Source organism: Aminobacter sp. BE322 (genome assembly GCF_050433525.1).
Classification (GTDB): Bacteria; Pseudomonadota; Alphaproteobacteria; order Rhizobiales; family Rhizobiaceae; genus Aminobacter.
This window is the reverse complement of record NZ_JBNPXB010000001.1, coordinates 787,075-799,845: the sequence shown is the minus strand read 5'-3', so window position 1 is coordinate 799,845 and position 12,771 is coordinate 787,075. Positions and strand designations below refer to the sequence as shown.

15 protein-coding genes are annotated in these 12,771 nt (G+C 64.6%); 9 read left to right on the top strand and 6 right to left on the bottom strand.

The window, feature by feature from the left end:
* Positions 1-204: 204 nt before the first annotated feature.
* The 5 genes from J2X50_RS03640 to J2X50_RS03620 all read right to left on the bottom strand — a co-directional run bounded on the left by J2X50_RS03640 (position 205) and on the right by J2X50_RS03620 (position 4,984).
* Positions 205-1,512, bottom strand: coding sequence for a hemolysin family protein (locus J2X50_RS03640; RefSeq protein WP_429091576.1), 1,308 nt, complete (start codon positions 1,510-1,512; stop codon positions 205-207).
* A gap of 72 nt (positions 1,513-1,584) precedes the next feature.
* Positions 1,585-2,292: an LssY C-terminal domain-containing protein gene (locus J2X50_RS03635; RefSeq protein ID WP_429091573.1), complete on the bottom strand. Its 708-nt coding sequence runs from the start codon at positions 2,290-2,292 to the stop codon at positions 1,585-1,587.
* A 123-nt stretch (positions 2,293-2,415) separates the two neighbouring features.
* Entirely contained in the window at positions 2,416-3,453 is a 1,038-nt protein-coding gene (locus J2X50_RS03630) for an extensin family protein (RefSeq protein WP_429091570.1), read from the bottom strand.
* A 141-nt stretch (positions 3,454-3,594) separates the two neighbouring features.
* The gene (locus J2X50_RS03625; RefSeq protein WP_429091568.1) at positions 3,595-4,458 is read right to left on the bottom strand and encodes an extensin family protein; all 864 of its coding nucleotides are present in this window, start codon (positions 4,456-4,458) and stop codon (positions 3,595-3,597) included.
* Positions 4,459-4,558: 100 nt separating this feature from the next.
* Positions 4,559-4,984: a DUF3775 domain-containing protein gene (locus tag J2X50_RS03620; RefSeq protein WP_340038255.1), complete on the bottom strand. Its 426-nt coding sequence runs from the start codon at positions 4,982-4,984 to the stop codon at positions 4,559-4,561.
* 160 nt (positions 4,985-5,144) lie between these two features.
* Here J2X50_RS03620 and J2X50_RS03615 point away from each other — a divergent pair, with 160 nt between their 5' ends.
* From J2X50_RS03615 to J2X50_RS03595, 5 genes are all read left to right on the top strand, one after another.
* Positions 5,145-5,495 carry a DMT family protein gene (locus tag J2X50_RS03615; protein ID WP_340038254.1) on the top strand — a complete coding sequence of 117 codons (351 nt, stop codon included), beginning with the start codon at positions 5,145-5,147 and terminating at the stop codon, positions 5,493-5,495.
* A gap of 63 nt (positions 5,496-5,558) precedes the next feature.
* Positions 5,559-6,134, top strand: a complete 576-nt coding sequence (locus tag J2X50_RS03610; RefSeq protein WP_429091564.1) for a tetratricopeptide repeat protein — start codon at positions 5,559-5,561, stop codon at positions 6,132-6,134.
* 167 nt (positions 6,135-6,301) lie between these two features.
* On the top strand, positions 6,302-6,835 hold the full coding sequence (locus J2X50_RS03605) for a tetratricopeptide repeat protein (protein WP_429091561.1): 534 nt from the start codon (positions 6,302-6,304) through the stop codon (positions 6,833-6,835).
* 192 nt (positions 6,836-7,027) lie between these two features.
* On the top strand, positions 7,028-7,930 hold the full coding sequence (locus tag J2X50_RS03600; protein WP_429091558.1) for a hypothetical protein: 903 nt from the start codon (positions 7,028-7,030) through the stop codon (positions 7,928-7,930).
* Positions 7,927-8,382, top strand: a complete 456-nt coding sequence (locus tag J2X50_RS03595) for a hypothetical protein (RefSeq protein ID WP_429091555.1) — start codon at positions 7,927-7,929, stop codon at positions 8,380-8,382. Before J2X50_RS03600 ends, J2X50_RS03595 begins: the two co-directional genes overlap by 4 nt.
* Positions 8,383-8,503: 121 nt before the next feature.
* On the opposite strand, the gene J2X50_RS03590 is transcribed toward J2X50_RS03595, so the two are convergent.
* On the bottom strand, positions 8,504-9,637 hold the full coding sequence (locus tag J2X50_RS03590) for a PQQ-dependent sugar dehydrogenase (protein WP_429091553.1): 1,134 nt from the start codon (positions 9,635-9,637) through the stop codon (positions 8,504-8,506).
* 285 nt (positions 9,638-9,922) lie between these two features.
* On the opposite strand from J2X50_RS03590, the gene greA reads away from it, so the two are divergent.
* From greA to J2X50_RS03570, 4 genes are all read left to right on the top strand, one after another.
* Positions 9,923-10,396 carry a transcription elongation factor GreA gene (gene greA, locus J2X50_RS03585; RefSeq protein ID WP_429091550.1) on the top strand — a complete coding sequence of 158 codons (474 nt, stop codon included), beginning with the start codon at positions 9,923-9,925 and terminating at the stop codon, positions 10,394-10,396.
* Positions 10,397-10,437: 41 nt separating this feature from the next.
* Positions 10,438-11,526 carry a glycosyltransferase family 4 protein gene (locus J2X50_RS03580; protein WP_429091547.1) on the top strand — a complete coding sequence of 363 codons (1,089 nt, stop codon included), beginning with the start codon at positions 10,438-10,440 and terminating at the stop codon, positions 11,524-11,526.
* A gap of 86 nt (positions 11,527-11,612) precedes the next feature.
* Positions 11,613-11,792: a hypothetical protein gene (locus tag J2X50_RS03575; protein WP_429091545.1), complete on the top strand. Its 180-nt coding sequence runs from the start codon at positions 11,613-11,615 to the stop codon at positions 11,790-11,792.
* Entirely contained in the window at positions 11,789-12,757 is a 969-nt protein-coding gene (locus J2X50_RS03570) for a hypothetical protein (protein WP_429091542.1), read from the top strand. Before J2X50_RS03575 ends, J2X50_RS03570 begins: the two co-directional genes overlap by 4 nt.
* Positions 12,758-12,771: the final 14 nt, after the last annotated feature.

Sequence of the window (12,771 nt, the reverse complement as noted above, 5' to 3'; positions counted from 1 at the left end):
TCCTGAAATTCCTCCCAGGGACTGGGGCGGCGCAAGCCGCCCTTTTCTTTTGGGCCGATGCCAAGATCTGCCCCTCACCCCGTACCCTCTCCCGCAGGCGGGGAGTGGGGGCGTCAGCGTCGGCGCTTCATCCTTCTCCCCGTTCACGGGGAGAAGGTGCCGGCAGGCGGATGAGGGGTAGTTTTCGTGAGGTGCGGACGCTTCCTACCGGGCTCCGCGGTGCGTGCCGGGCAGGCGCGAGGCCAGCACCTTGTCGATGCGGCGGCCGTCGAGGTCGACCACCTCGAAGCGCCAGCCCTGGGCATCGACGCATTCGCCGGTCGCGGGCAGGTGGTGCAGGTGCGACAGCACGTAGCCCGCCACCGTCTCGTAGTCGCGGTTCTCGGGCAGGTCGATGCCGAGCAGGTCGGCCATCTCGTCGGCCTGCATGTAGCCGGCGAGCAGCCACGAGCCGTCCTCGCGCTGCACGGCGGTGTCGGCCTCGTCCTCGTCGAGGTCGGAACGGAAGACGCCGGTGATGGCTTCGAGGATGTCGGCGGGGGTGACGATGCCTTCGAAGTGGCCGTATTCGTCATGGACGAGCGCCATCGGCACGTCGGATTGCCTGAGCGTCGCGAGCACGTCGAGCGCGTCGGCCTGGTCGTGGACGATGGGCGCGGTGCGCACATGTTTGCGCGGGTCGAAGGCGCGGCCGGCGAGCAGGGCCGCGAGCAGCTCGCGGGTCTGCAGCACGCCGACCATGGCGTCGACGGAGCCTTCGCCGGCCGGCAGGCGCGAATGCTGGGTCTCCATCAGGAGCTTGCGGACGGCCGCCTCTTCGGCCTGCAGGTTGATCCAGTCGACTTCGGTGCGCGGGCTCATCACGGCGCGGACGGCGCGGTCGCCGAGCCGCATGACGCCGGCGATCATGCGGCGCTCGTCCGATTCGATGGTGCCGTGATGCTCGGCCTCGGCGACCAGCATCTTGATCTCCTCGTCGGTGACCTTTTCCTCGCTCTCGCCGCGCTGGCCGAGCAGCCAGAGCACGGATCGGCCGGAAATGTCGAGCAGCCAGACCAGCGGCAGGGCGATCCGGGCGAGCATCGCCATGGCCGGGGCGACGCGGACGGCGACGCCTTCGGGGTCGCGCAGGGCGATCTGCTTGGGCACGAGCTCGCCGATGATCAGCGAGGCATAGGTGATGATGGCGACGACGATGCCGACGCCGAGCGCGTTGGCGGCGCCGGCGCTGATGCCGTTGGCGGCGAGAACGCCTGCAAGGCGTTCGCCGAGCGTGGCGCCCGAGAAGGCGCCCGAGAGCACGCCGACCAGCGTGATGCCGATCTGCACGGACGACAGGAATTTGCCCGGGTCGGCGCCGAGTTCGAGGGCGCGTCCGGCACCACTGACGTTGCGGTCGATCATCGCCTTGAGGCGCGCCGGACGGGAAGAAACGATGGCAAGTTCGGACATTGCCAGGAGGCCGTTCACACAGATGAGGACGACCACGATACCGATTTCAGCGTAAAGCATAGCCGCCGCTCAATAGCATCTCGCCGGCAGGCTCGAAAAGATGCCTCGCACAACTCTTTCGGCGCAGTGCCGCTACTTGGCCGGGGCAAGTACGGCCACGACCATCTTGCCGTCGGTGAAATAGGGGTCGCCGGCGCCATTGCGGCCGTTGCGGGTGAAGCCGCTGCCGGGCTCGGTTCTCGACGACAGGATGCGGCCGGCGACCGAAAGGTCGGAAATCACCAGGCTGCGCTCGGCGTCGATGTCGGCGGCGATGTGGTGGGTGATCTCGGCCGTGTCGTGGCTGACGCCGACGCCGCGGTCGAAGGTGGCAGAGCCGTACCAGGTGGGGCGGCCGCTCTGGCTGCTGACGAAGGTGCGCCAGAAGCGGACATGATGGCGGGTGTCCGGGCTCTGCCCGGCGGGCTTCTCGAAGGCGAGGTCCTGGGGGCGGCCGTCGAACAGCAGCGTGCTGACCGGCGCGTCATGGTAGGGCCTGTCGAGCACGACGCTCTCGCCGATCTCCAGCGAGGATCCCAGCGACAGCGCGTCGGCACGGCTCCAGCCGGCGGCGATGAAGGCATCGATGACGTCCTGTTCCGAGCCGACCAAGGCGATGTTGATCGGGTCCCCGGGAATGCCCTGCGGCGTGGTCGTGACCAGGACGGGCGGCTTGATGCCGTCGCGCAGGATGCGGAAGGACCAGAATTCGGGAGCCGCGAAATAGGCGAGCCCGATATAGCTGGCGCAAAGGGCCGCGAACCACAGAGTGGCCTGTCTGTGCAGTTTGCCCCGAGCCATGGAATGCCGCCGCCAAGTTGCACCCCATTGTAACTCCGAACGGGTACGGGGTGCAAATCTTCGGATGTAGCGCGCTTTACAATGCGCCCATAGGTTGTTGGTAAGTGGTGCCGCAACGATGGGTCAGCGGCAGGCGCGATAGCCGTTGCGGCGCTGCTTGATGTCGAAATGGAAATGGTCGCGGTGGTCGTAATTGTAGCCGGGGCCGAGCACGGTGTTGAAGTAGTTGCAGCCGTCGGCGCGGATGGTGTTGAGGAAGCCGCGGGTGCGGAAGGCGAACAGCCCCGGCTTCTCGACGTCGATGTCGCGGCCGCTGTTGAGCTCGATGCGCATGATGTCGAGCGCGTTGCCCTTGCCGTGTTCCGACAGGGTCCGCGTGCCGGCGATCTTGCGGCAGGAATAGCTCGACCCCTGGTGGATGGTCTTGACGCCCGAGAAGTAGCGCAGGCGCGCGGCGGGCACGAGCTCGCGCTTGGTCCAGGCGGCGAAGCTGGCCGCCATGGCGCAGCTGACGGTGGCGGCGGGCTGCATCTTGACCGATCCGATGGCCGAAACCTTGACCGGATAGTCGATGCCGCAGGCAGCACCGTCCTGGATCGTCGGCAGGTCCTGGTATTTCACGCCGAGTTCCCTGAGATCGCTGCGGCACTGGACCTCGTCGGCCGGCATGACGGCGGGCACGCGCGGCTGGGGGGCCTGCGGCAGGGCGGAGGGGTCGTCGAGGCGCGGATAGGCGACCATCTGCGGATTGGACGGAACCAGCGTCTGCAGCCCCCGGGCGGGCACCAGCGAGGCGGTCTGGACCGGCGGCGGCGATTCGGCCGTGATCTCACCCATCTCCGCGGCCTGGGCGTCGAGCGTCGGTTCGACAGGCTGCGCATCCGGCATCGGATCGAGGCCGGCCTGGGGCGCGGACATCATCGCGCCCTCGGGCTCCGCGGCTACCGCGGCCGGCTCGGGCGCCACCTCGACGGGCGGCAGCGAGGCTGTCTGGGTGCCGACGTCGACCGCCGGCTTGAGGGCAAAGACGTCGCCGGTGGTGCAGGCCGCGACGACGACGCCGGTGAAGGCAAGGGAGGCCGCCAGCCGAAATGCGCGCGCGCGCACCAAGCTTCTCGTTTCGCCGGCGAAGGTGGCGATCGCGCGAAGATTTGCGGCCATGTTGGGCTCCTGTCCCCCTAAACCCCGAGCCTAACCGGCAAGGGTAAAGGAAAGATCAGCGTCGCAATTTACGGCTGGGGCCGAAATGCGGCCGGCCCTGTCCGGGCTCTAGTTTACTGGAAGCCCGGATTTGCCCGCGCGCTATTGGCAGAAGATGCCGCCGTTGCGGCGGGGGGCGAGATCGAGGTGCAGGTGGCGCGCGTGGTCGGCGTCGCTGCCCGGCCCCAGCACGGTCTTGAACCGGCCGCAGGCGGCCTTGCGGACCAGCATCAGGAACTTCGCGTTTTCCTCCGGCGGGGCAGGCTCGACAGCGATGGCCTTGCCCTTGGCCAGGGCGAAGCCGGCGATGTCGAGCGCGTTGCCGAAGGCGTGCTCCGAAAGCTTGCGGGTGCCGTTGCGCGGGCGGCAGACATAGGCCGAGGCCTGGACGATACCGGCGAGCTCCTGGCCGAAGGTGGATTTGGCGGCGGGCGCGACGATATCGGTGGCGAAGCGGGCGGTGGCTTCGGCGGTGGCGCAGTTGACGATGGCATCCGGCTCGACGTCGACCGACTTGGACAGGCGCGACAGCTTTATCGGGAAGGGCAGCGCACAGCCGTCGGCGCTGACCTCGGGGGCCGCCTCGTCGAAGGCGGCGCCGAGCGCCTCGAGGCGGCCGCGGCACGCGACTTCGGCCGGCGGCATCCTGGCGGGCCTGACCGCGCCGGAGCGCGGGTCGGGCAGCATCTTCGGCGGTGCCGGCGGGCCGAACGGCTCACGCGGCCTTTGCGGCAGGCGGTCGGCGCGCGGAGGGCGCGGCTGCGGGATCGGGATGGCGCCCTGCCGCACGCCGCCGGGCCTGGGCTCGGGCGGCGGAGGGGTGGGGGCGGCGCTCGGCAAGGGCGCCGTTTCGGGAAGCTCGACCGCAACGGCCGACGCCGGCAGCGGAACGCTCGCGACCGCGAAGCCGGCGATAGCGAATGTCAGGACCGGCAGAGACGGGGGGAAAGGCTTGCGGAAATGCATCGCCGACAACGGCGACCTGGCGGAAGGGTTGCCCGGGAACGCGCCGAAGGCGATCACATTCGGTGACGCACTTGTCACCGGAGCGGGAGGTGATGCCGGGTCAGGCGCCGAGCGCCTCGAGGCCTTCCTCGAGATAGGCGCCGAGCATCGGCATGCCCAGCAGGTATTTCGCGGTGCGGCGGTTGCCGCGAAGGCGGGCTTCGGCGACGGCGTCCGTCCACTCGGTGGCGTCGAAATCGCCGCGCCCCAGCCAGGCAAGTGCCACGAGCTCGGCCGCTTCGTCGACATTGAGGTCGTCGATCAGCTCGCGCAGCTCCTTCTCGGTGAGGTCTTCTTCCTCTTCCTCGGCAAGGCCGTCGTGATGGTGGTTGTCGCGCACGTCGCCGTCGAACTCGATTTCGTGCTCGGAGCCGTCCTCGTAGTCTTCGTTGACGGCGGCACTGATGGCTTTGGCCTTGAGGATGAACAGCCTAACGGTGTCCGGGCCGATGGCCAGTTCCCAATCCTTCTCGCGCCGCTGCTGCACGACCGTGCTCCAGGTATCGCCTCAGGTCTGCCTCCCGCGCAGATGATAGCGCATTTGGCCGCTACGTCATCAACTCGTTGTTTCGGGTGGAACCCGCATCTTGACATGGCCTCGGAGAGGGCGGAAAACCGCGCGCCCTTCCCCCAATGCGGACTTTCACATGGCTATGCTGCTGTCGCCGAAGATCTTTCCGGTGCTGATGCTGATCGCGTCCAATGTCTTCATGACCTTCGCATGGTACGGCCACTTGAAATTCAAGGCCGCACCGCTCTATGCGGCGGTCATCTTCAGCTGGCTCATCGCCTTCTTCGAATATTGGCTCGCCGTACCCGCCAACCGCGTCGGCCACGAGGTCTACTCGGCGGCCGAACTGAAGACGATGCAGGAGGTGATCACGCTCAGCGTCTTCGTCATCTTCTCGGTCTTCTACCTCAAGGAAGGAATCACCTGGAACCACGTCGCCGGCTTCGTGCTGATCGCCGGCGGGGCGGGGCTGATCTTCCGCGGCTGAGGCCGGACGAAACCGCGCCTCCCATGCGTTTGCCTCGCAGGAAAACGCATGGTGGAGGTAGCAATGCAGTCCCGTTATCTCAAGCTCATCGCAGGTGCGCTCGTGTCGCTGCCGCTGTTTGCAGCGCCCGTATTCCCGGCCGATAGCGGCGGCGGTGGCGGCGGAGGCGGTGGAACGTCGGGCGGCGGTGGCGGAAACGACGGCACCCAGGTGAAATGCCGCACCGGCCTCGTCTACAACACCCGCACCAAGAAGTGCCAGAAGCCACAGTCCGGCATGATCGACGACAACAGCCTCTATCTCGCCGGCCGGGCGCTGGCCATGGACGGCAAGTACGACGAGGCGATCAAGGTTTTGACGCTCGCCGCCGACAAGACCGACCCGCGCATCCTCAACTATCTCGGCTATTCGCACCGCAAGGCCGGACGCGTGCTGGTCGGTCTCGGCTACTACCAGGAGGCGATCCTCAACGATCCCGACTACATGCCGGTGCGCGAATATATGGGCGAGGCCCACCTGACGCTCGGCGACGTCGCCGGGGCCAGGCTGCAGCTGTCCGAGATCGAGAAGCGCTGCGGCAAGGGCTGCCGCGAATACGGCCTGCTTTCGGAGCAGATCGAGACCTATCTGCGTGGGTAAGGGAGTAGGGGAGTAGGGGAATAGGGGAGTAAGCGGCGACAATGTTTCGTTCCGCCCTCCATACTCCCCTACTCCCTTACTCCCCTGCCAACTTCGCGCCTCGAAGCTCCGGATGAAATCGCCTTCCCGTTGCGTTAATCTGCTTGGGCAGATCTCAGGAGGTGGCGATGCAGTCCCGATTTGCGAAGTTGCTTGCCGGCGCGACGGTGTCGCTGCCGCTGTTGGTTGGTCCCGTCCTCGCCGCAGGCGAGAGCGGCAGTTCGAACGCTCCGCCGAAATGCCGCACGGGGCTGGTCTACAACAGCAAGACCAAGAAGTGCGAACCGCCCAAATCGGGCATGCTCGACGACAACGACCTCTATCTCGCCGGCCGGGCGCTGGCCATGGACGGCAAATACGACGAGGCGATCAAGGTACTGACGCTCGCCGCCGACAAGACCGATCCGCGCATCCTCAACTATCTCGGCTATTCGCACCGCAAGGCGGGACGCGTGCTGGTCGGCCTCGGCTACTATCAGGAGGCCCTGCGCAACGATCCAGACTACACGCTGGTGCGCGAATATATGGGCGAGGCGCAGCTGATGCTGGGCGACGTGGCGGCCGCGCGCGTGCAGCTGTCCGAGATCGAGAAACGCTGCGGCAAGGGCTGCCGTGAATACGGCATGCTGGCGGAGCAGATCGAGGCCTATCTGCGCGGGTAAGGGAGTAGGGGAGTAAGGGAGTAGGGGAATAGGGGAATAGGGGAATAGGGGAATAGGGTGGACCGTCTGGCCGCCCTATTCCCTTACTCCCCTACTCCCTTCTTTCGACGTTCTCTAACAAATTTCGAATATGTAGTGTTGACTCAACCATAAATAGTATTAGCCTGCCTGCAATAATCCGGGGGCGGGGCGATGACCAGTCGTAGTCGATTGAGTCATTGGGCATTTTTCATTGCAGCAATTTTGGGCGTGGCTTCATGTGCCGCGCTGCCGCAGGACGACGACGTCAAAACCTTTGCCAATGCGGCGTCGGTGTCTTCGTCTGCAATGCAAAATGCCCTCGAAACAAATCGCATGCTGGCGGTCGGCGTCAGCCGCGAGCGCGAGAGCCTGGCGTATGCGTCGGGCAATCAGAACTACCAGCTGCGGTTGAAGGACCAGGACGCGGCTTTGATCGTGACCGCCGACAAGCAACTGGCCGTGCTCGCGGCATTGGGCGCCTATGCCAGGGCGCTCAGCCGGGCAGCGGACCAAGGCGTGACTGCGGAACTGGCAAGCGCCGCCAAGGAGATGACGTCGGCCGCGGCCGGCCTCGCGGCCGCGGCGTCGCCCTCCGCCGCCCCGATCGTCGAGCCGGCATTCAATCTCGGCGGCAACCTGATCGGGCTGGGCCTGAAGGATCGATACGCCCGGTCGATCCGAAACGTGATCAGGCAGTTTGACCCCGCGGTGCAGGATCTCGCAAAGAGGATGCCGGAAAGCCTGCGGACGGTTGCGCTCGAGACAAGAGGTCTGACCGAAAGGTACGAGACAATGCGGTTGGAGACGCTGGCTTCGATCAAGCGGGACCGGCGAATCGACCGGCTGCGACTCTACAAGGAGTACCTGGTCGCCCGCAGCGATGTGGACGGTGCCTTTGCCTTGCAAGAAAAACTGGAAGGCTTGGACGACGTGTTTTCCGGTCTGGCGGCCGCCCACAAGGCCTTGGCGACCGGCGAAGGCGACCCCGGCGAGCAGGTCCAGGCATTCGCGTCGGTGGCGAATGATCTCGCCGCCCTCATCAAGGCCGTAAACGAGGCGAGGTCAAGCAGATGAACTCGGACGAAATAGGCAGGCTGATAGCCAACCGGAACCGAAAGATACGCCGGTTGCTGTCGCACGGTGTCAGCGTGGCGCCCCAGGCGTTCGAGGCCGCCACGGGGCATGCCCGCGCCGTGGCGCTCAACCTGGTCGTCGAGCGGTCGCTGTCCAACAAGGCGGCGCGGGAGGCGCTGGCTTCCACCCATTCCGCACTGGCCGAACTTTCGCGCCGCAATCCCGGCATGCGGCCGCACTACAACCGCCTGATGGACGTCGTCCTCGTCGAACTTGCCAAACTCACCCAGATCGCGCTCGACAGCGAGAACTACCAACCCCTGACCGATGCCTTCAAGGGTGCAAAGGCCAAGCTCGACGACGCCTACCAGCAGGCAAGGAAGACCATTGCGGGCATGAAGAACGCTACCGCAATACTGGCCGCCTTCGGCGCGCTCGTCGGCGCGCTCTGACCGTTTTGACCTTGCCTGTTCTTTAGAGCGGATGGGGGCAGGGCGGCGGGTGTCCTGACGACTGCATTCCCGCCGCTCCAGCTGCGCGACGCCAGACGATTCCGCCCGGCTGCAAAATGCCCTAATCGCCCCGCGACAGCCGGATGATGGCGCCGTCGGCCTCGTCGGTCAGCAGCCAGACCGAGCCGTCGGGGGCGATGTCGACATCGCGGATGCGGCCGAAGGCGCCGTCGAGCATGCGCTCCTCGTCGAGGATCCTGCCCTTGGCGTCACGGTCGAGCCGGCTGAGCAGGCCGAATTTCAGCGAACCGACCAAGAGGTCGCCCTTCCATTCGGGAAACATCGCGCCTTGGTAGCTGGCGAGCCCCGAAGGGGCGATGGAGGGGTCCCAGTAGTAGAGCGGCTGCTCGTAGCCCGGCGCCGCGGTGCCGATGCCGATCTTTTCGCCCGAATATTCGACCCCGTAGCTGATCACCGGCCAGCCATAGTTCTTGCCCGCTTGCGGGCGATTGATCTCGTCGCCGCCGCGGGCGCCGTGCTCGGCGGTGACGAGGCCGCCCAGCACCGGGTCGAAGGTGGCGCCCTGGATGTTGCGATGGCCCTTGGACCAGATTTCCGGCGCCATCTTGCTGCCGTCGGGCGAGGGGTTGTCGGCCGGGATCGAGCCGTCGGCCTCGATGCGCAGCACCGCACCTGCGGTGTCCTGCATGTCCTGTGCCCGCTTCGCCTGGCCGCGGTCGCCGGTGGTGACGAACAGCGTGCCGTCGTCGTTGACGACGATGCGCGAGCCGAACTGCAGGCCGGACGAGGATTTCTTGGCCATCGAATAGATGACCCTGACATCCTCCAGCCGTGCGTCCGCGCCGTTGCGCACCAGCCTGGCGCGGGCCACGGCCGTTCCCGCACCGCCGCGGCCGGGTTCGGCATAGGAGAAGAAGATCGTGCCGGACCTGGCGAAGTCGCGGGCCACGGCGACGTCGAACAGCCCGCCCTGGCCGCGCGCCCACACCTCGGGAACGCCTTCCACCGGCTGCGAAAGCCCCGATTGGGTCAGGATGCGGATGCGGCCCGGCCGCTCGGTGACGATCGCCTCGCCATTGGGCAGGAAATCGAGGCCCCACGGGTTCTCGAGGCCGCCGGCGACGATGTCGGCGCGCAGCGCCACGGTCTCGGTTTCGAAGCTGCGGACCTGCGCGTCGGCCGGCGAAGCGACGGACAACAGCGCCGCGGCGAGGAGGGATGATTTCATCGTCATGATCGGGACATAGGTGAACGAACCGGACGGACAACGGCAGCAGAGCAACAAAGCGGTGCCATTTCAATCACAAGCGGGTGAGCTGCCGCGGCGTTGCATGCGAGTTGCGAACAGCTCTCGGAGAGCAGGCGCATTTTTTGACGTGAATTCTGCGGCAGGATTGCTATATTCGGATGAGATTGAGGTGAAACGGTTCCGTTAGCCGAGGCTTCCGGACCGTTTTCTTTTTTTGTGCCTCGCGGCGCCCAGGGCGGGCTGCGGGGCACGGGCCAGGAGAGGTCGACTATGAACAAGGTTCCGATGACGGCGGGTGGATTCGCGACGTTGAAGGAAGAGCTGCGCTGGCGCCAGCAGGAAGAGCGGCCCCGCATCATCGAAGCGATTTCCGAGGCCCGCTCGCACGGCGACCTTTCGGAGAACGCCGAGTATCACGCGGCCAAGGAATCGCAGAGCCTCAACGAGGGCCGGGTCCACGAGCTCGAGGACCTGATCGCCCGCGCCGAGGTGATCGACGTCACCAAGCTCAACGGCGACAAGATCAAGTTCGGCGCGACCGTCGTCTTGGTCGACGAGGACACCGAGGAAGAGAAGACCTACCAGATCGTCGGCGACCAGGAGGCGGACGTGAAGGCGGGCCGCATCTCGATCTCGTCGCCGATCGCGCGCGCGCTCATCGGCAAGGAAGTGGGCGACGCCATCGAGGTCAACGCGCCGGGCGGCGCGCGCGGCTACGAGATCGTCCAGATCCAGTTCATCTGAGGTCGTTGCGGATGGGCCTTGCGAGGCCGGAACAGGCAAACATGACCGTGATCGACGCCCCGGCCGGACGCGCCGGCGCGGTCGACATGGCGCGGGTGGAGGTGATCGCCCCCAACCTCAAGAAGCGCCTGTCGGGGGTGACCAGCACCATCGTGCAACTGGTGCCGCTGCAGGCGCGCGAGCTGGGCATTGCCGTGGTCGGCCCCGGGCTGCCGGACAATCTGCCGAAGATGCGCTGGTGGCAGCTGCCTTTGCTGCTCAGGCGCCCGGCTTCGGGGCGGCCGCGCATCTGGCATGCGCGACGCAACGTCGAGATGGTGGCGGGGCTTGTGCTGCGGCACGTCCTGCGCGCGCCGCTCAGGCTCGTCTTCACCTCCGCCGCCCAGCGCGACCACCGGCCCTTCACCAAGTGGCTGATCCGCCGGATGGACGGCGTGATCGCGACGAGCCGGCTCTCGGGGGGCTTCCTCGAGGTGCCGCACAAGGTGGTGATGCACGGGGTGGACCTCGACAAATTCCGTCCCGCGCGCGAGGCCGACGACCTATTCGCCGCCGCCGGCCTGCCGGGAAAATACGCCATCGGCTGCTTCGGCCGCGTGCGCCACCAGAAGGGCACCGACCTGTTCGTCGACGCCATGATCGCGCTGTTGCCCGACCATCCGGACTGGACCGCCGTGATCACCGGCCGGGTGACGGCCGAGCACAAGGGCTTCGCCGACGAGCTCAGCCGGCGGATCGATGCTGCGGGGCTTGCGGATCGCATTCTTTTTCTGGGCGAGGTGCCCGACATTGCGGTGTGGTACCGGCGCGTCGCGCTCTACGTGGCCCCCTCCCGCAACGAGGGTTTCGGGCTCACGCCGCTCGAGGCGATGGCATCGGCCACGGCGGTGGTGGCGAGCGACGCCGGCTCCTATTCGGAGATCGTCACGCCCGGTGCGACCGGCGCGGTGGTGGCGGCCGGCGACGGCGACGCCTTGCGCGAGGCGATCCGCCCCTATCTCGCCGATCCGGAACGGGCGCTGGCGCATGGCGCCAACGGCCTGGACGACGTGCGGGTCAGGTTTCGGCTCGAGGGCGAGGCGGCGGGGTTGCGGCAAGTTTACGAGAAAGTCTGGGCCACTTGCCATTGAGCTTGGAACATTTGTGATCTGCCGCACTCGTTGTCGACAAGGCAAGAACAAATTTCAGAGCGGACTGCGCGAGCCTTGAGTCCGGCGTGCCTAGGCAGATCGCAATTCAGAGCCATCTGGACATTTCCAGAATCGATATCGACAGAGCCTTGCCGGGCCGGCCACGTGTGTTTCACCGCTCCGATGAAGGCGTTAAACTGAGCGTGCCTTACGAGCAGTTCGATATTTTTGTCGTGGCGCGAGGCATGAAAGAGAGTGAAGCATGAAATTGTCGACCGGTGTGAAAAGAATATTTCGAAAAGCAAGGCATATTAGGCCATTTGGTGGCATTTACTTTAGCGATTTGAATAAGAGAATTTCAGGGTCGCAATTCATATTTATTCACTCAATCACCAATAATATCGGCGATTTGATGTCATGTCCGATTAAATACTTCAAGATGTTTGATGTCAAAAATTCATTTGAACTTAGTAGCAAGGAATTATTAGAGACAATTGGTTTCTATGGTGTTGATGCTGTATTGAATTGTTTAGATGGTAAGTTTGTTGTTTTTGGTGGTGGTGGCCTAATTGGCTTGGATCGTCATAATGTTCATGAAAGGGTTATTGATTTTCTATCGTTGTTTGCAGATCGCGGAGGGGACGTCGTTGTATGGGGGGCCGGCCACAACAGAATAGACGGATTCCGCGAGTGGTTGAGCGGGTCTGGGGCCAATCCATATCCGTCTGCGTTTGAGAGGTTTCGTCTGGTCGGCCTTCGGGACTATCCAAATCCTTATGATTGGGTTCCCTGTGTGAGCTGCATGCACCCCGTATTTGATGAGAAATTTACCAGTCGATATAAGTGCGTTGCTTTTCTTCACGGTCACGAATCGGACCATTTTGGGGAGGAATTCTCAAATATTCCCAATATGTTTAATATCAAGAAGGGAAATAGGGGCAGATCTGAGGTTTCATTCCTGGAGAGTATTAATTTCATTGGGTCTGGGGAGACTGTTGTTACGAATAGTTATCATGGTTTGTATTGGGCAACTTTATTGGGTAAGGAGGTTATTGCTATACAAAATTCCAGCAAATTCCTAAATTTCAAATACACGTATAGTAATTGCGAGAATTTCAGAGCTTGGAAAGATTACCTTGGAAGCGGGTGCACTCATGAGGATGCCCTGGACGAGTGCAGGAGAGCAAATGTGGCCTTCCAGAAAAAGTTTGAGATCCTGGTGGAGCGCTAGGCAGCCCAGCCTGA